The 16,006-nt window shown below is 69.9% G+C and carries 14 protein-coding genes; 6 read left to right on the forward strand and 8 right to left on the reverse strand.

Annotation, left to right across the window (positions count from 1 at the left end; translation table 11 throughout):
- Positions 1-18: 18 nt before the first annotated feature.
- Positions 19-777 carry a class I SAM-dependent methyltransferase gene (locus ACQPZX_RS17630; RefSeq protein ID WP_433381735.1) on the reverse strand — a complete coding sequence of 253 codons (759 nt, stop codon included), beginning with the start codon at positions 775-777 and terminating at the stop codon, positions 19-21.
- Between the two features lie 48 nt (positions 778-825).
- On the opposite strand from ACQPZX_RS17630, the gene ACQPZX_RS17635 reads away from it, so the two are divergent.
- Complete coding sequence (locus ACQPZX_RS17635; RefSeq protein WP_433381738.1) at positions 826-1,383, forward strand: helix-turn-helix domain-containing protein; 558 nt, start codon at positions 826-828, stop codon at positions 1,381-1,383.
- Here the strand turns inward: ACQPZX_RS17635 and ACQPZX_RS17640 are convergent.
- The gene (locus ACQPZX_RS17640) at positions 1,380-2,219 is read right to left on the reverse strand and encodes a GNAT family N-acetyltransferase (protein ID WP_433381741.1); all 840 of its coding nucleotides are present in this window, start codon (positions 2,217-2,219) and stop codon (positions 1,380-1,382) included. The two genes, ACQPZX_RS17635 and ACQPZX_RS17640, sit on opposite strands and share 4 nt — an antisense overlap.
- A gap of 18 nt (positions 2,220-2,237) precedes the next feature.
- On the opposite strand from ACQPZX_RS17640, the gene ACQPZX_RS17645 reads away from it, so the two are divergent.
- Positions 2,238-3,191, forward strand: coding sequence for an NAD(P)-dependent alcohol dehydrogenase (locus tag ACQPZX_RS17645; RefSeq protein ID WP_433381744.1), 954 nt, complete (start codon positions 2,238-2,240; stop codon positions 3,189-3,191).
- Here ACQPZX_RS17645 and ACQPZX_RS17650 read toward each other — a convergent pair.
- Complete coding sequence (locus ACQPZX_RS17650) at positions 3,178-4,824, reverse strand: aminotransferase class V-fold PLP-dependent enzyme (protein ID WP_433381747.1); 1,647 nt, start codon at positions 4,822-4,824, stop codon at positions 3,178-3,180. The genes ACQPZX_RS17645 and ACQPZX_RS17650 overlap by 14 nt on opposite strands.
- Before the next feature lie 114 nt (positions 4,825-4,938).
- Positions 4,939-5,976 (reverse strand): Gfo/Idh/MocA family protein, encoded by a 1,038-nt coding sequence (locus ACQPZX_RS17655; RefSeq protein ID WP_433381750.1) that lies wholly within the window; start codon positions 5,974-5,976, stop codon positions 4,939-4,941.
- Positions 5,977-6,086: 110 nt separating this feature from the next.
- Between ACQPZX_RS17655 and ACQPZX_RS17660 the strand changes: the two genes are divergently transcribed.
- The 3 genes from ACQPZX_RS17660 (at position 6,087) to ACQPZX_RS17670 (ending at position 11,098) form a co-directional block, all read left to right on the forward strand.
- Positions 6,087-9,623 carry a LamG-like jellyroll fold domain-containing protein gene (locus ACQPZX_RS17660; protein ID WP_433381753.1) on the forward strand — a complete coding sequence of 1,179 codons (3,537 nt, stop codon included), beginning with the start codon at positions 6,087-6,089 and terminating at the stop codon, positions 9,621-9,623.
- Positions 9,624-9,690: 67 nt separating this feature from the next.
- The gene (locus tag ACQPZX_RS17665; RefSeq protein WP_433381756.1) at positions 9,691-10,122 is read left to right on the forward strand and encodes a hypothetical protein; all 432 of its coding nucleotides are present in this window, start codon (positions 9,691-9,693) and stop codon (positions 10,120-10,122) included.
- 109 nt (positions 10,123-10,231) lie between these two features.
- Positions 10,232-11,098, forward strand: a complete 867-nt coding sequence (locus tag ACQPZX_RS17670) for a tetratricopeptide repeat protein (protein WP_433381758.1) — start codon at positions 10,232-10,234, stop codon at positions 11,096-11,098.
- A 189-nt stretch (positions 11,099-11,287) separates the two neighbouring features.
- On the opposite strand, the gene ACQPZX_RS17675 is transcribed toward ACQPZX_RS17670, so the two are convergent.
- The 3 genes from ACQPZX_RS17675 to ACQPZX_RS17685 form a co-directional block, all read right to left on the reverse strand.
- Positions 11,288-11,962, reverse strand: coding sequence for a hypothetical protein (locus ACQPZX_RS17675; RefSeq protein ID WP_433381761.1), 675 nt, complete (start codon positions 11,960-11,962; stop codon positions 11,288-11,290).
- A gap of 108 nt (positions 11,963-12,070) precedes the next feature.
- The gene (locus tag ACQPZX_RS17680) at positions 12,071-12,448 is read right to left on the reverse strand and encodes a VOC family protein (protein ID WP_433381764.1); all 378 of its coding nucleotides are present in this window, start codon (positions 12,446-12,448) and stop codon (positions 12,071-12,073) included.
- Positions 12,449-12,539: 91 nt separating this feature from the next.
- Entirely contained in the window at positions 12,540-13,544 is a 1,005-nt protein-coding gene (locus ACQPZX_RS17685; RefSeq protein WP_433381767.1) for a hypothetical protein, read from the reverse strand.
- 307 nt (positions 13,545-13,851) lie between these two features.
- Between ACQPZX_RS17685 and ACQPZX_RS17690 the strand changes: the two genes are divergently transcribed.
- Complete coding sequence (locus tag ACQPZX_RS17690; protein WP_433381770.1) at positions 13,852-15,048, forward strand: ROK family transcriptional regulator; 1,197 nt, start codon at positions 13,852-13,854, stop codon at positions 15,046-15,048.
- A 45-nt stretch (positions 15,049-15,093) separates the two neighbouring features.
- Here ACQPZX_RS17690 and ACQPZX_RS17695 read toward each other — a convergent pair whose 3' ends face one another.
- Positions 15,094-15,951 carry a helix-turn-helix domain-containing protein gene (locus tag ACQPZX_RS17695; protein ID WP_433381773.1) on the reverse strand — a complete coding sequence of 286 codons (858 nt, stop codon included), beginning with the start codon at positions 15,949-15,951 and terminating at the stop codon, positions 15,094-15,096.
- Between the last annotated feature and the right edge of the window lie 55 nt (positions 15,952-16,006).

The following is a 16,006-nucleotide window of genomic DNA, read 5'->3' on the forward strand; positions in this document are numbered from 1 at the left end:
GGCCGCCCGTCACCTCCTTCACGCGGCTTTGACGCCCGACCACACCAGGCGGGTCGTGCGGATGGTCAGGTCGTCGGGGCCCGGGGCATCGAGCGCGGCCAGATCGGCCGGGCTGAGGCGGTCGGCGAGCCGCTCGCGCATGCGAAGCAGGGTGACCTCGGCGTAGCGGACGGCGTTCGCCGGCAGTGGCGGACGGAGCTCGATGTCGAAGCGGCGCTTGCGTGTCTCGAGGCCGGCCTTGCGCAGGCGCGCGCCCCAGTCCTCGTGCATGTGCAGGCCGGCCTCGTGGCGCATGCGGTCCATCTCGGCGTGGCCGCGCTCCTCGGCATCGTTGTGCAGGAAGCGGGGGAACGAGTCCAGCTCGGTGATCAGGACCGCGCCGCCGGGCCGCAGCAGGTCGTGGATCTGCCCGAGCGTGCGGTCGGGATCCTTGAGGTGGTGCATCGAGGCGGAGGCCCAGACGAGGTCGGCCGGGCCGAGGTCGGGCCAGTCGCCGTCGAGGTCGGCTTGCACCGTACGGATGTTGCTGTTGCCGCCGGCGCGATGGCGCAGGTGCGCGAGCATCTCCTCGTCGACGTCGACCGCGATGATCTCGGCCGCCGGCAGCTGCCGGGCCAGGGCGAGCGTGCCGGTGCCGCTGCCCGCGCCGAGGTCGACGACGCGGGCCTTCCCGGTCGCCGGCACGAGGGAGCCGGCCCAGGAGATCACTTCGCGGTGGAAGTCGTGCAGGACTTCGGCGTCGAGATCGAGCATCTCGGTCATGTGCTGGTGTGCCATGCCGCCGACGCTACCGCCTCCTTGCGTACTTGGCATACACTCTTGCGTATGACGCAAGACGGCGAACTGGACGCGCTGGTCCGGCAACGCATCCGCGGCCTGCGGGTCGCGCGCGGCTGGTCGCTGGACGAGCTGGCCGCCCGCAGCTATCTGAGCCCGTCCACGCTGAGCCGCATCGAGACCGGCCACCGGCGGATCGCCCTCGACCAGCTGGCGCCGATCGCGCGGGCGCTGGGCACGACGCTGGATCAGCTGGTCGAGTCGGGCCGCGACGAGGACGTGGTGATCCGCCCGCACTGCGACGACGCCCGCGGCATCACGACCTGGTTGCTCTCCCGCGAGGGCGCGCCGGCCACGGTCGCGAAGATGCGGGTGACCCGCCCGGTGCCGGCCGACCTGCGGGTGCATCCGGGGCGGGACTGGTTCACCGTGCTGTCCGGCACGATCGTGCTGCGGCTGGCGGAGCGGACGATCCTGGTGCGCGAGGGCGAGGCGGCCGAGTTCTCGACGATGGTGCCGCACGCTTTCGGCGTGAGCTCGGGCGCGGCCGAGATCCTGTGCATCCTCGACCACGAGGGCGAGCGCACCCACCTGGGCCCGCCCTAGCCGTTGTGCTGGTAGAGGATGCTGCGGTGGGTGGGGCGGTAGCCCAGGGACTCGTTGACGCGGCGCATGGCGGTGTTGCTGTCGGCCGTGTCGGCGAGCAGGCCGGTCAGGGCGGGGAAGCGGGTGCGGACCCAGCCGATCTGTTCGGCCTTCATCCAGCGGGCCAGGCCGCGGCCGCGGTGCTCGGGCAGGACGCCGGTGCCGTAGTGCTGGGCGTCGCCGGCGCCGTCGGCGGGGACCACCAGCTCGGTGAAGGACGCCATGTCGCCCTCGGTGGTCAGGGCGGCGGTGATGCAGAGGAACTCGCCCCGGTCGGCCACCGCCTGGGTGACGAACTGGAGGCGGTCGGCGTCCCACACGTCGGGGACGTAGTCGGCGTCGTCCATGGGCATGTCGTCCATGGCGTGGCGGGCCCGCACGAAAGTTTCCACCAGCTCGGGCGGCGTCGCGCCCACCCAATGGATAAGGCGATAGCCGGAAACGGGCTCGGCGGCGACGGGAGCGTCGAGCGCAAGGCGGGTGTAGGTCAGGCGGAGCACCGGGCGCAGGCCGCGGGCGGCGCAGAAGTGGTCGCCAGGGGAGTCCTCCTCGACCGGCTCGGTGAGCACGGCGCCGGAGGTGGCGGCTAGGGCGGCGGCCAGCAGGCGGGTGCCGACGCCGGCGCGCCGTTCCGCCGGGTGCACGGTGAGTCGCAGATCGGCGGTGCCGCCGTCGGCCGGGATCCGCAGGAACGCGGTGCCCAGCGGGCGGTCGTCCGGGCCGGTGGCGAGCCAGACCAGGCGCCGCGACGAAGGGGCGCGGGCGGGATCGACGAGAGCCTTGATCTGTACGGTCACGGTCGCCATTCTGACGGGGTGAAAGCGGTTGTCCATCACCGGTACGGTCCGCCCGAGGCTCTTCGGGTCGAGAATGTCGAGACGCCGGCGCCCGCGGACGGGCAGGTGCTCGTTCGGGTCGAGGCCACGTCGCTGAACCTGAGCGACTGGGAAACGATGCGGGGAACGCCGCTGTACTCGCGGATCGGCGGGCTGCGGACGCCGGCCCGGCCGACGCTCGGGTCGGACATCGCGGGCGTGGTCGAGGCGGTCGGCGGCGGGGTCACCCGGTTCCGGCCCGGCGACGAGGTGTACGGCGACAACCTCGGGCTCAAGGGCGGCTTCGCCGAGTTCGCGATCGCGCCGGAGAAAGTGCTCGCGGTCAAGCCGGCCGAACTTTCCTTCGCCGAGGCGTCGACGATTCCGCAGGCGGGCGTGATCGCGCTGCAGGGCACGGCGGGCAGCGCGGACGGCAAGCGCGTGCTGATCAACGGGGCCGGGGGAGGGTCGGGCGCCTTCGCGATCCAGCTCGCCAAGCGGGCCGGCGCCCACGTGACCGGCGTGGACAACGAGCGCAAGCTCGACTTCATGCGCTCGCTCGGCGCCGACGCGGTGATCGATTACCGGACCGAGGATTTCACGCGCTCCGGCCCGTACGATCTCATCCTTGATCTTGTGGCCCATCGCTCGGTCTTCGCCTATCGACGGGCGCTGGCGCCCGGCGGCCGTTATCGGTGCGTCGGCGGGGACGTCTCGGCGCTGCTGCGCGTGCTGACGATCGGCGGGCTGGCGGGCCTGGTCACCGGTCGTCGCATCGGCGTGCTGGCGGTGAAGGAGGGGCCGGCGCATTTCGAGCCGGTCGCGGCCATGTGCGTGAAGGGCGAGCTCGCCATCCACATCGACCGGACCTTCACGCTGGACGAGACGCCCGCGGCGCTGGCCCACGTGGGCGAGGGCCGCGCGCTGGGCAAGGTGGTCGTCACGGCGCGGTGAGGCAGGCGTCCGGCAGCAGGAACCAGCGCAATTTCTCGAAAGCCGGCGGCAAGTCCAGGCGCGTTCCGTCGACCGGCACCGGCCGCGAGGTCATGATCTCTTCCGCCTCGCGCAGGTAGCCCGCCAGCGCGTCCTCCCCGGCGCGGATCGGGGAGACGGCCGGCGTCGTCACCGAACCGTCCGGGAGAAGCCGCAGGTCGGCCAGGTGCACCGACGGCGGGACGTGCCGGATGTGCGCCCAGATGCCGGTGCGGGGGTTGAAGCGGTACTCCGGCAGCAGCCGAGCGCCGCACTGGGCGATCAGCGCGACCGCGGACATCACGTAATCGGCCACGATGTCGGAGATGAAGTAGTTGAAGTTGAGCCGCGACCAGCCCGGCTTGATGCCTTCCCAGCCGTCGATGATCTCCCCGCGGAACTCCCGGGAGTGCGCCTCGTCGATGCCGAGCAGCCGATGCCCGTACGGCCCGGCGCACGAGCACCCGCTGCGCGCCTGAATGCCGAACACGTCGTTGAGCAGGGCCGCCACGAAATTGTGGTGCAGATATTTCTCGCCGGCCCGCACCTGGAACGACACGATCGACAGCCGTTCCGCCTCGAGGTCGCCGAGAATCTCGATCTCCGGCACCGAGCCCCACCGATCCCGCGCCCGTTCCCACAACTCTTTCTCACGGTCCGCGATCAGGGCGGTCCCGACCGCGTCCTTGACCGAGAAGACGAGACCAGCCCGGATGGACTCGACGATGGCCGGCGTCCCGCCCTCTTCGCGCGCGACCGGATCGGTGAGATAACGGTGCCCGGTCGGATCGACATAGGCCACCGTGCCGCCGCCGGGAACGATCGGCACCCGATTCGTGAGCAGTCGCCGGTCGACGACCAGAACGCCGGGCGTCTGCGGCCCGCCCGCGAACTTGTGTGGCGACACGAAAATCGCGTCCTTGTCCGCCATCGCGATCGGCACATAGGGGCCGGCGGCCGCGTAATCCCAGATCGAGAGGGCGCCGTGCTCCCGCAGCACGCGCGAGACGGCGGCCGTATCGGTCAGGATTCCGGTCACATTCGACGCGGCGGAAAAACTGCCAATTCGCAAAGGCCGATTCTCGTACGCGGTGAGCGCGCTCGCCAGGGCGTCGAGGTCGACATGCCCGGTGTGATCGGATTCGATCTCCACCACGTCGGCGATCGACTCCCGCCACGGCAACTCGTTGGAGTGGTGCTCGTAGGGCCCCACGAAAATGACCGGGCGCTCCCCGGCCGGGATACGGGTGCTCAAGTCGTACGCGTCATCGAGGGCCTCCGGAACGCGGAGGCCGAGAATGCCGACCAGCTTGGCCACCGCCGAGGTCGCCCCCGACCCGCAGAAGATGACCACGTGCTCCGGCCCTGCGCCGACGCTGCGATGGATGATCGACCGGGCCTCCTCGCGCAGCGCCATCGTTTGCGCGCCGGTCGCGGACGCCTCGGTATGCGTGTTCGCATACCGCGCGAGCACCTGATCGCGGATGAACTCCTCGACGAAATCGAGCGCCTGCCCGGACGCGGTGTAGTCCGCGTACGTGATGCGCCGCGGCCCGAACGGCCCGTCCAGCACCTGCCCGGCCCCGATCAGCCCGTCCCGGATGCGTCCCAGCATGTCTCCCACCCCGGAATTGAACGACGGTTAAGCCTCTCCGGGCAACCTGAAGGCCGCACGCGGCATGCGCGGCGCGTAGTGTGCCCCGGATTTGACCGTGCCGACCGGAATAGTTCACATCCCTCTCGCCACTATCGTCTTGTCGCTGTCGGCCGATTCCTCGACGGCCAGGGCGATCAGATGGTCCCGGATGCCCTCGGCCAGCGGATAGGGTTCCGGGCCGTCGCCACGCACCCAATTTGCCATCGCCGTGAGCAACGTTGCCGTGGCGATTTCGTCGTCGTTCCAGCGGCGGCCCGGGAACGGGTTGCGATAGAGGACGTCGTCGCCGAGCGTGATGGTTTGCGTGTCGAAGCCGTCGAGGTCGAGGTCGTGGCCGGTCTGGCGGCGGACCAACGCCGTACGCGTGATGGTCTGTGCCTCTGGCATGTGCAGGATCTCGTCGTCGCGCAGCTCGCCGTGCGTCCCGCGGACCAGAAGGCGCCGGAAGAGAAGCAAGTTTCGCGACTGATTGGTGGTGAAGTCGTAGACGCCGCTGCGCCCCTCGCCGAAATCGAGCGTGGCGATCGTGGTGGTGGCCGGCTTCGGCTCGGTGTCGCCGGTCCAGCCCTGACGATTCTGCGGGTCGACGAGCGGCGCGACGGTCCGGGTCGCCCGCACGGTCGCGGTCGCGTCGCCGGCGCCGAGGAAGCCCCGGATGATCGAAACCGCGTGGTACTGGTGCGTCGACGAGACCTGCACCTGGGTGGGCGTGCCGATGATGCCGGTGCGCACGGCGGCGAGGCGGGCGGCGTGCGACGGCATCAACAGGTACTGCTCGGCCACCTGCACCAGGCCCTCGGCGCCCACCTCACGCCATAGCGCGTGGAGACCGTCGAGGTCCGGCGCCGGCGGGGTTTCCGCCAGGACGGGTACGCCCTTCGCGACGGCCGCCCGGATGACATCGGGGTTCGCGGCCCGCGGCACGGCCGTCACCAGGAAGTCGGGCCGCGCCTGCTGGAGGCACTCGTCGAGCGACGTGAACGCCGGGACCGGCAGCGCCCGGGGCGAGCGGACGACCGCGCCCGCGCACGTCACATCGGACAGTCCTTGCGCGACCCGCCAGAAAGTTGCGGCCCGCCACCCGAAGCCCACCAGAGCGAACGACGTCATCGCCCCAACCTACGCCCTGGTTCGGAAAACCTTTTCCTTCCAGGATATTGACGGTGCTCGCCGAACGTTCGTAACGTGGGCGAAACCTACCCCCGGCACGAGGTGACTCGGTGAGAAAAGGTTTTCTCAGTTTCCTGATCGCGCCCCTGATCGCGGTACCGCTGGTGGCCACGCCGGCCGCCGCGGCCACGCCCACTCCGATCGTGGCCTACAGCTTCGACAACGACGACCTGGCCGGCGGCGTCATCCGCGACGTGTCCGGCAACGGCCTCGACGGCGTCCTGGTCAACGGCGCGACCGCCGCCCTGGTCGACGGCGCCCTCCAACTCCCCGGCGGTGCGCCCACCTCCGCCGGGGCGTACGTGACGTTGCCGAAGGCGATCCTCGACGGCCGCACGGACCTGACCGTCTCGGCGCGCGTGCGCTGGGACGGGACGACCGCGCCCTGGCAGTGGATCTTCGCGCTGGGCAAGGACACCAGCCGCTACCTGTTCACCACGCCCTACAACGGCGACGGCCTGCTGCGCACGGCGATCACCGCGAACTTCGCGGGAGCGGAAGCGCAGGTCACGGGGTCGGCCGCGCTGCCGGCGAACGCGTGGAAGACGCTCACCGTCACCCTCGACACGACGGCGGACCGGCTGACGACGTACCTCGACGGCGCCGCCGTCGCCGGCGTGACCACGACGGTGACCGCGGGCCAGCTCCTGGATGCCGCCGCGACCAGCGCCGGCTTCATCGGGCGCTCGTTCTACGCCGACCCGCTCTTCGACGGCGCGATCGACGACTTCCGCGTTTACGGCGCCGCCCTCACCCCTGCCGATCTGGGCATCTCGCCGCCGGCGGTGACCGGATTGACGCAGGCCGCATTTGCCCTGCGCGCGACCGTGGGGACAAAACCGGCACTTCCGGCGGCCGTCCGAGCTCACTTCGAAGACGGCTACGACCGTGACCTGCCGATCGTCTGGGACGCGGTGGACCCGGCTTCCTACGCCGAGCGCGGAACTTTCGCCGTCGCCGGGAAAGCCGGCGAGTTCGCGGTGAGCGCGACGGTCACGGTCATCCGCGAGGGCGAGATGACGATCGACCTCGGCAAGACCACCGGCGCGTTCCACGGCGGCGCGTCTGGCTCGCTCTATGGCCTCTACGGCGAGGGCGTGCCCACCAACAACCTGATCGAGGGCATGCATCTGCGCACCGTCTCGACCAAGGCGCAGGACGGGCCGCAGCACCCGGGCGCCGACGCGCTCGAAGTGGTCAAGCCGCTGGCCGACAGCACCGGCGGCGATGTCTACGTCTACATGACCGACATCCACCGCGGCTTTCCCTACCAATGGCCGGGCGCGACACCGGCCGCGAAACTTTCCACGTACATGCAGAAGATCGCCACTCAGGTCGATCAGGCGCTGACCATGCCCGCCGCCTATCAGAAGCGCCTCGTGTTCGTGCCGTTCAACGAGCCGGAAGGCAACATGTTCGGCACGGGTGAGTGGTCCTACAACGGCGTGAGCTGGCTCAACAACCCCGCCGACTATTTCGCGGCGTGGGACCAGGCCTATCGGCTGATCAAAGGAAAGATGCCGGCCGCGCGCATCGCCGGCCCCAATACCAGCATCCTCTACAGCCAGGTCCAGGGCTTCCTCGTGCACGCTCGCGACGCCGGCACGCTGCCCGACGTGATCACCTGGCACGAGCTGAGCCACCCGGAGAAGGTGCGGCAGAGCGTGGCGCAGTACCGCGCCTGGGAAAGCTCGCTGCTGCCCGGCGTCAAACTGCCGATCAACATCAACGAGTACGCGTTCAACTACCACACCTCGGTGCCCGGGCAGATGATCCAGTGGATCTCGGCGATCGAGGAGTCGAAGGTGGACGCCGACATCGCGTACTGGAACATCGACGGAAACATTTCCGACTCGGCGGTGCAGGCCAATCGCGGCAACGGGCAATGGTGGCTGTTCAACGCGTACGGCGGGATGACCGGCCAAACTGTCGCGGTGAGTCCGCCGTATCCCGGCCAGAACTACACGATGCAGGCGGTCGCCACCCTCGATCGGGCGAAGCGTCAGGCTCGCGCCATTTTCGGCGGCTCGGCCGGGGCCGGGTATCTGCGTTTCACGAATGTTCCCGCGAAACTTTTCGGCAAGACTGTGCACGCTTGGATTCGCGAGATTCCGTGGACCGGGCAGATCGGTGATTCCGCTCCGCCCCGCTTGCTGTCGTCGCGCGACGTGAAGGTCGTCGACGGGGTTGTCACGGTGGAGATGGCCGGCTTGGTGGAATCATCCGCTTATGAGCTGATCTTGACGCCGTCGGGCGACACTGCCGGCACAACGCCGGTGCCCACGCTGTGGCAGGGATCTTACGAAGCCGAGGACGCTGCTTACACGGGCGGCGGATACAGCAAGAACGGCCCCGAAGGCTCCACCGCCGACGTCTCGAAGTTCTACACCTCCGGCGGTTACGACGTCGGCGGCCTGCGCACCGGCAGCGACGGCGTGCTCAGCTTCACCGTCGACGTCCCCACCGCCGGCCGCTACGACCTCAGCGTTTTCGCGAACTCTCTCAACACCTATCCACTGATCCAGGAGAACGGCCCGACCAACGTCTTCCTCCGCGTCGACGGCGCCGCCGAGCAGGAAATTTTCCTTCCGCTCGGCTACAAGTGGGTCGTCTGGGACCACACCGACACCACGGTCGAGCTGACCGCGGGCGTCCACACGATCTCCCTGGCCGCCCGGAGCCTCGACGGCGTCACAACCACGCGGGGCGACGCGATCATCGACCGCATCGCCCTCTCCCTGCCAAACCCCAAGGCAAGCACGCAGACGTACGAGGCTGAGCTGTCGGATCTTCACAAAGGCTCGCCCGTCTACGGCCTGCCGCGCCGGTCGTCCGGTTCCGGCGGCGCGGCGCTGGCCCGCGGCGGCACCGCCACCTTCTGGGTCTACTCCAAGACCGACGCCGGAGCCGTCCTCGACCTCGACGTGGCGGCCGGCTCCGCCAAGATGACGGTCAACGGCGTCGACGTCCCCGCGGCCAGGCCCGTAGCAGTCTCGCTCTCGGGCGGCATCAACAAGGTCACGGTCACCGCCACCGGCCTCGGCGCGCTCGTCGACAAGCTCTCGGTGCGTCCCGGCACCCTGACGGCGGAGGGTCCCGGCGCTCTGCCGGCGAAGGCTTACGAAGCCGAGGACGCGACCCGCACCGGCACCGCCGCCGTCATTGCGAAATCCCTGGCCAGTGGGGGAGCGGCAGTTACCGGGATCACCGGCGACAGCACGCTCACCTTCGACGTGAAGGCCGACCGGGCGGGCACCTACGCCCTGCGCGTCCGCTACTCGAACCCCGAACAGGCGGTAGCCACCCATTACAACCCCGACCCGCTCGTCCGGCACGCCGACATCGCGGTCAACGGCGCCGCCGCCAAGCGGGTCAACTTCCCGCACAGCTTCCACGACAACAACTTCTGGGAGCTGACCATCCCCGTACAGCTGCGGAAGGGACAGAACGCGATCCGCTTCTCCTCGGCGGAACTGCCCAACTTCGACGGCACCACGTATGCCTCGGACACCTGGCCGGACGTGCTGCTCCGCTCGAAGTACGCACCGGTCATCGACCGAGTGACGGTCGCCCCGTACGCTCGGTAACCCACCGGCGGGGCATAGCGTTTAGGCTATGCCCCGCCGGTCATGATCGAGGGGGTACGGGGGACCGATGCAGGACGAGCTGTTCAGCCCGACGATCCGCGAGCGCGAACCCTCCGCCAAACCGCCGTGGCGCCCCGACTCCATCTTCTATCCGGCCTTCTTCGGCGGCCCGCTGGCCGCCGCCACCCTGGGTTTCCTCAACGCCCGCCGCCTGGCCCTGCCTCGCGCCACCTTGCTGGCCATCGTCGCCGCCGGCGTGCTCGGCTTCGGCGCCCGGCTGGCCCTGAGCGCCGCCATCGACGGCAGCTCCGCCCTGCGCCTGCTCGGTTCGGTCGCGGGTGTGCTCGTGGCTCTGGTGGTGGCCACCCTCGAGCGCCGCCCCTTCCGCGCTTACGTCTTCCGCGGCGGCGAGCCGGCAAGCCTGGTCGGCCCCGGCTTCCTGGCCGCCATCGGTTGGGGCCTCCTCGAGGCCATCCTCATCTTCGGCCTGGTCCGATGACCGCGCCCGCTCTTATCGCCGGCCGGGCTCCGATGGCCGCGCCTGCTCTTATCGCCGGCCGGGTTCCGATGGCCGCGCCTTTGCCCGCTCTCGTCGTGGGGCCGGCTCGATGACCGCGCCGTCGCCCGTCCTGGCTCGCGCCCAGGCGATGCTCGAGGTCGGCCGTCCCCAGGAGGCCCTGACTGCGCTGGCCACTCTGCCGGCCTCCGACGTGATGGATCCGTTCGCCGCCCGCCTGCGCTGCGCCGCCCTGGCCCAGCTCGGCCGGTGGGCCGAGGCCGGCGAGGCCGCCCGGGCAGCCCTGGCCACCAACGGCCCCGACCCCGACCTGCTCTACTGGCTGGCCCGAGCCGAACAGGACGCCGGCCACTCCGCCCAGGCCGAGCGCATCCTGCTGGACGGCCTGGCCCTGGCCCCGCACGACGTCGACCTGCTCTGCGCCTACGCCGACCTGTGCGCCGGCGAGGGCCAGCTGGAGAAGGCGGCCAAGCTGGTCGACCTGGCAGCCGCCCAGGACCCGCAGGCCCCCATCGTCTACGCGACGAGGGTCAAGGTCGCCTACGCCGCCGGCCACGACCGCGAGGCCCAGCGCATCAGCCAGGAGTTCGTCGCCAACCACCCCGCGAACCCGGTGGCCAACGCCCTGCACGGCGGCGTGAGCGCCTCCCGAGGCCAGGTCCGCCACGCCTACGACGGCTTCCGCCGCGCCGTGGCCGAGGACCCCACCGACGACTCCTACGCCGAGTCCGCCCTGGAGATGCGCGTAGCGGCCCACCCGCTGATGCTGCCGCTACGCCCGATCCTCCGCTTCGGCGCCCTCAAGGTCTGGCTCGCGGTGGTCGCCCTGATCTCCGCCCTCCGCCTGCTGGGCCAGCCGGCAGTGGCCCTGCCGATCGCGCTGACGTGGCTCGCTTTCTGCGTCTACTCGTGGGTGGTGCCACCCCTGGTCCGCCGATGGGTCCGCCGCCACTGGTGACCGCGTCCCACGCAATCCACGCCGGCCGCCCGCCCGTCCTGCGCCCGGCCTACTCGCGTCCGGCACGTGCCGATGGGCGCGACCGCTTTGTCCCGCGCGCAGCGCCCGTTCAGATCGCTCCTGATCCGCGCGGCCGCGTCCTGCGGCTCGCTCGCGGCAACGCCGCGCCGAGTCGGAAGCTTGCGCCGACTACGCCGGCGGGTTGGCCGATCCTGAGGGTTGACCCGACGCCGACGGCTGGCCCGGCGCCGACGGCTGGCCCGGCGCCGGCGGCTGGCCCGGCGCCGGCGGCTGGCCCGGCGCCGGCGGCTGGCCCGGCGCCGACGGCTGGCCCGGTCCCCACTGCTGCGGCGGTCCCCACGGCTGGCCCGGCGCCGGCGGCCAAGGCTGCCCCGGCTGGACCGACATCCCCGCCCACACCGGCGGCGCCGCACGGCGGTTGAAATATGCACGGGCGTCGCGCGGCACCGAAAGCGTCAACAGGGCCGCCGCCGAGGCCAGCGCGATGCCCGCCCCGGTCCACGGAACGCCGTCCGCCGCCACGGTGATGAGCAGCACGAACAGGCCGAACAGGATCGAGAACGGCATCATCGCCAGGCTCACGACCCAGGCCCACGTCCGCCCTTTGCGCACCTGGTAGCCGACCGCCAGGATGAACGCGGAGAAGATCAGCATGACCGAGTTGAGCGCGAGGAACAGCGCCCGGGTGTCGGTGGTCCAGCCGTCCTGCTGCAGGTTCACCACGACGCCGTAGGCAACCCGTCCGACGCCGATCACTCCCACGATCGCGACCAGAGCGGCCCCGATCTCCACGATCTGCGGCCGTCCCATCTCCTGGACCGCAGGCGTACCCCCGTACGACATCCCGTTCTCCCCGTATCGAGCCTGATCGTTGCGGGGGTCATCCTAGATCAGCGCCGCCTGCGGATCATGGTGGGTTGCCGTCCGAGGCGAACGGCAACCCATCGGCGCTCAGCCGTTCGGCCGCGACTCCAGCGCCTGCAGCGACCACTTGTTGCCGTCCGGGTCGCGGAAGTGGACGAAGTTGCCCCACGGCTGCGCGTCCACGTCGCTGGCCTCGACGTCGACCTCCAGCAGCTGCTTGCGAGCGGCGTGCGCGTCGGCCACCACGATCTGGATCTCCTGCGTGCCCGGCGTCTTTTCCGTGATGCCCTCGCCGAGCACGATGGAGCACGCCGACCCGGGCGGCGTCAGCTGCACGAACCGCAGCCCGTCATGCACCTTGTAGTCGTGGTCGGCGTTGAAGCCGATCCGCTCATAGAACGCCTTCGCCCGGTCCACGTCGGTAACCGGCACGGGAATGAGCTCGATCTTCCAGGTTGCTGTCATGCCACCCATCGTGCCAACAATTGCGGTCACCTTCCGACCGCTGTCACATCCGCGTCACTCCCGCCGGTCACAGAGTCCTCGCATTGCTGTCTCATCGCTCGCAGGGTGTCTGCGCGTGAACGACGCCCGGCATGACGGTGGCCATCACGCGGAAACAGGAACCGTCGTCACGGAGAAGCCCGGTGAAGAAGGCGGTGGTGTGAAGCTGCGCGCGGTAGCTTTCCCGCCGCTGGTCTCCCGAGCGCATCACGGTGAGGGCGACGTCCCAACCCTTCACCGGCTGTGCCTGCTGGTCGATCGCGAGGCGGCCCCACATCGCGTCGCAGGTGATCGACTGAAGCAACTCCAGGACGCCCAGTTGTTTGCCCTCGGGCGTGTAGACCGCCTGCTGATGGACGCGTCGCGCGTCGCCGACGCAACCCATCGCGTCATCGCCGTCGTTCACCAGCGCGGAATGCGACGGCGACGGCGTCGATGGTGAAGGGCCGGGCGAGCGCTGCGGCGCGGCGGGCGGGGAGGTGCTCCACTGCGGCCCGGTGATGTGGATGCTCGGGTGATCGTCGGACGGGCGCCCGTCGCCGCACGTGATCTTTGCCGGTGGATCGACGGAGATGTCGGCCGATCCGCTGGCGAAGTCGCGCTTCAGGAAGGTGAAGTAGGTGGTTTCCGTGAGCCGGCGGGGGTCGGGGCGCCCGTACCAATGGCCCCATTTGATAGTGACGGTGGTGATCGCCTCTTTGTCGTCGGGCTCGATCCGGGCCCAGACCGTGCCGTAGCCGAAGCCCCAGGCGCCGAACTTGCAGTTGACGTTGACATAGCCGGTCTCCTGCTGCGGAGCCACGACAACCACGAGGCCGGCGAACAGGACCACGGTCGTGACGGCCGGCGTCCAAGGTCCGCGTTGCGCCGGGGCGCGCCGCCAGCGCCTGATGCCGTACACCAGCCAGGTGAGCGCGGCGAGGAACGCGAAGAACAGCAGGACGCTCACGAGGTTGTTCAACTTGTAGGGAAGAGCCGGAACGAAGAACACGACGGCTGCCGCAATCAGCACGCCGAATACAGTCAAAATCCATTGCCAGTCGATGGGCCTGCGCATATGTGTTCCCTCCGAGACACGCTTGGCTCGGTGGGCTCAAGGCAGGAGGCATGGTGCGGGTCCCTGTCGACCCACCTGGGTGATGTTGGGAACGCGACCCTCGATCGAGTGGTCCTGCCGATGATCGAGGCCGCGCCCGAGAAGTTGTCATCCCAGAGTCAGCGGCCGACTCCAATATGTCAATAGCTTCCAAAAGTTGCTGGAGATCGACAGCTCTTTTGGCATATCCGTACATCGAATGCGAACGAACCTGGGTGAGTTTCGTTCGTCCTTGACGGTCGAGGAGGTCGAGGTGACGATGGGTCCCATGACCGTTCCGATGTCGGTCCCGTGGCCGCCCGCCACCATGGCCACGCTCGGCCGGACGGCGCTGCGGGTGGCCGATGTCCTGCGCCGCCGCGGGAAAAGCACCCGGGCCGAGCTCGTCGCCGCCACCCATCTGTCCCGGCCGACGGTGTCGAGTGTCGTCCGGGAGCTCATCGACGAGGGTTGGGCGGAGGAGGACGTGGCCCCCGAGGGCGCGACCGGCCGGCCGGCGGCGCTCGTCCGTCTCGCTCGCCGCGCCGGGCTGGTTCTGGGCGTCGACATCGGGCGGCGCCACATCCGGGTCGTGATCGTGGACGCGGGCCATCGTAAGCTCGATGATCGATCCAAGCTGCTGGACGAGGACGCCGATCATCGGCCGATCGAGATTCTGCGAGAGGCGGCCGGCGACGCGACCGAACTGCTCGGCTCGGTGGGCGGCGCTCCGGAGGATCTCATCGGCGCCGGGCTCGCGATTCCCGCGCCGTTGACGCTCGACGGCCGCATCGGGTCGAAAACATGGCTGCCGGAGTGGGCCGAGCTCATGCCCGGCCAGGTTTTCGGCGGCTTCCTGCAGAACAAGAACGTCGCGGTCGGAAACGACGCCTCGCTGGGCGGGCTCGGCGAGTACGTCTTCGGCGACGGGCGAGCCGGCCAGACCCTCATCTACGTGAAGGCGGCGACGGGCATCGGCGCGGGCTTCGTCATCAACGGCGAGATGTACCGCGGCGCCGCCGGCACTGCCGGGGAGTTCGGCCACATGACCCTCGACCATCGGGGTGACCCGTGCCGCTGCGGCAGCCGCGGCTGCCTCGAGCTCTACGCGGGGGGATCGGTGATCCTGGCGCAGGCCCGAAAGGCCGGATACCGTCCCGAGAGCCTGAAGGTGCTGGTCGATGCGGCGAAGGCCAGCGACTTCCTGGCACAGAACCTGGTGATCGAGGCGGGTCGTTACATCGGCATCGCGCTCGGCTCCGTCGTCAATGTGAACAACCCGGATCGCATCCTCATCGGCGGCGAGTTGAGCGACGCCGGCGAGATCTTCCTGAGCCCGATCCGGGAAGGCATCCGGACGACGGCGATGCCGGTGGCCAGCGACGCGGTCGACCTGGGGCTCGCATCGCTGCGCAGCATGTCGACCGCCATGGGTGCGGCGGCCGTCGTGCTTCGCGCGCAATCGGCTCCTGGCCCGGCGGCGTGACGGCCGCGACATCGTACGGAGCGGGAGGCGCGACGTCCGTGTCGTTCACTCCTGCCGGTCGAGGGTCCGCTCGATGAGGTCGATCGTGTGGTCTTGGTCGAGGCACATGATGGTCAACCGCTCGAAGTGGTCGCGGCAGCGGGCGACCTCGGCCGGGCGCTTCACGTAGTGGTGGGTGCCTCGGTACTGCTCTACGTAGACGATGTCCAGGTCGGACGCCTCGCGGAACTCGAGAATCGCCACCGCCGTGCCGAGCAGGGGGTGCGCGCCGGCGTCGTGGGGAAGGATGCGCAAGTTCACGTTCGGCAGGTGTGAGGCCGCTACCAGGCGTTGGAGTTGCTCGGTCATGACGGTGGCGCCGCCGATCCGTCGGTGGATCACCGACTCGTCCAGGATGGTGCGCAGCGTGAGCGGCGGGTCCTCGGTCAATCGGCGCTGGCGGGCCAGGCGAAGGGAGACCATCCGGTCGACGCAGGCGCGCAGGCTCCCGGGTGGCGCGGCCGTATAGAGCTCCCGCATGTACGCCTCGGTCTGCAGCAGCCCGGGCACGACCACCGGCTCCCAGTTGCGCAGGACCGATGCCTCGGACTCCAGACTGACGAAGCTTCCGGCCGGCAGGATGTCGCGGTACTCCGACCACCACGCGCGTTCCCGGGCCGGGCGGGACAGCTGCAGCAGAAGCTCGCGATAGTCGCGGTCGGCCACGCCGTACAGCTCCAGGAGGTCCTTCACGTCGCGCGGGGTGACGGCGACCCGCGCGGTCTCGATGCGGGTCACCTTGGCGCAGTGCCACTCGAACTTGCGCGACACCTCCTCCTGCGTGAGCCCGGCGGCCTCGCGACACCGCTTGAGCTCCGCCCCCAGCCGCCTCCGGCGAAGTGTCGGCCCCTCATCACTGGACACGGCGCCACTCTGGACTCCGGTCGGCCGGAGTAACAAGAGAGCACCTGCGAACGAA

It is taken from the genome of Actinoplanes sp. CA-142083 (assembly GCF_050942195.1).
GTDB lineage: Bacteria > Actinomycetota > Actinomycetes > Mycobacteriales > Micromonosporaceae > Actinoplanes.

What these genes read in the sequence shown, in the direction of transcription:
- ACQPZX_RS17690 (WP_433381770.1), top strand. Translation starts at nt 13,852, where the DNA reads ATGACCGTTCCGATGTCGGTCCCGTGGCCGCCCGCCACCATGGCCACG.
- ACQPZX_RS17635 (WP_433381738.1), top strand. Translation starts at nt 826, where the DNA reads ATGACGCAAGACGGCGAACTGGACGCGCTGGTCCGGCAACGCATCCGC.
- ACQPZX_RS17650 (WP_433381747.1), bottom strand. Translation starts at nt 4,824, where the DNA reads ATGCTGGGACGCATCCGGGACGGGCTGATCGGGGCCGGGCAGGTGCTG.
- ACQPZX_RS17655 (WP_433381750.1), bottom strand. Translation starts at nt 5,976, where the DNA reads ATGACGTCGTTCGCTCTGGTGGGCTTCGGGTGGCGGGCCGCAACTTTC.
- ACQPZX_RS17675 (WP_433381761.1), bottom strand. Translation starts at nt 11,962, where the DNA reads ATGTCGTACGGGGGTACGCCTGCGGTCCAGGAGATGGGACGGCCGCAG.
- ACQPZX_RS17680 (WP_433381764.1), bottom strand. Translation starts at nt 12,448, where the DNA reads ATGACAGCAACCTGGAAGATCGAGCTCATTCCCGTGCCGGTTACCGAC.
- ACQPZX_RS17670 (WP_433381758.1), top strand. Translation starts at nt 10,232, where the DNA reads ATGACCGCGCCGTCGCCCGTCCTGGCTCGCGCCCAGGCGATGCTCGAG.
- ACQPZX_RS17665 (WP_433381756.1), top strand. Translation starts at nt 9,691, where the DNA reads ATGCAGGACGAGCTGTTCAGCCCGACGATCCGCGAGCGCGAACCCTCC.
- ACQPZX_RS17630 (WP_433381735.1), bottom strand. Translation starts at nt 777, where the DNA reads ATGGCACACCAGCACATGACCGAGATGCTCGATCTCGACGCCGAAGTC.
- ACQPZX_RS17685 (WP_433381767.1), bottom strand. Translation starts at nt 13,544, where the DNA reads ATGCGCAGGCCCATCGACTGGCAATGGATTTTGACTGTATTCGGCGTG.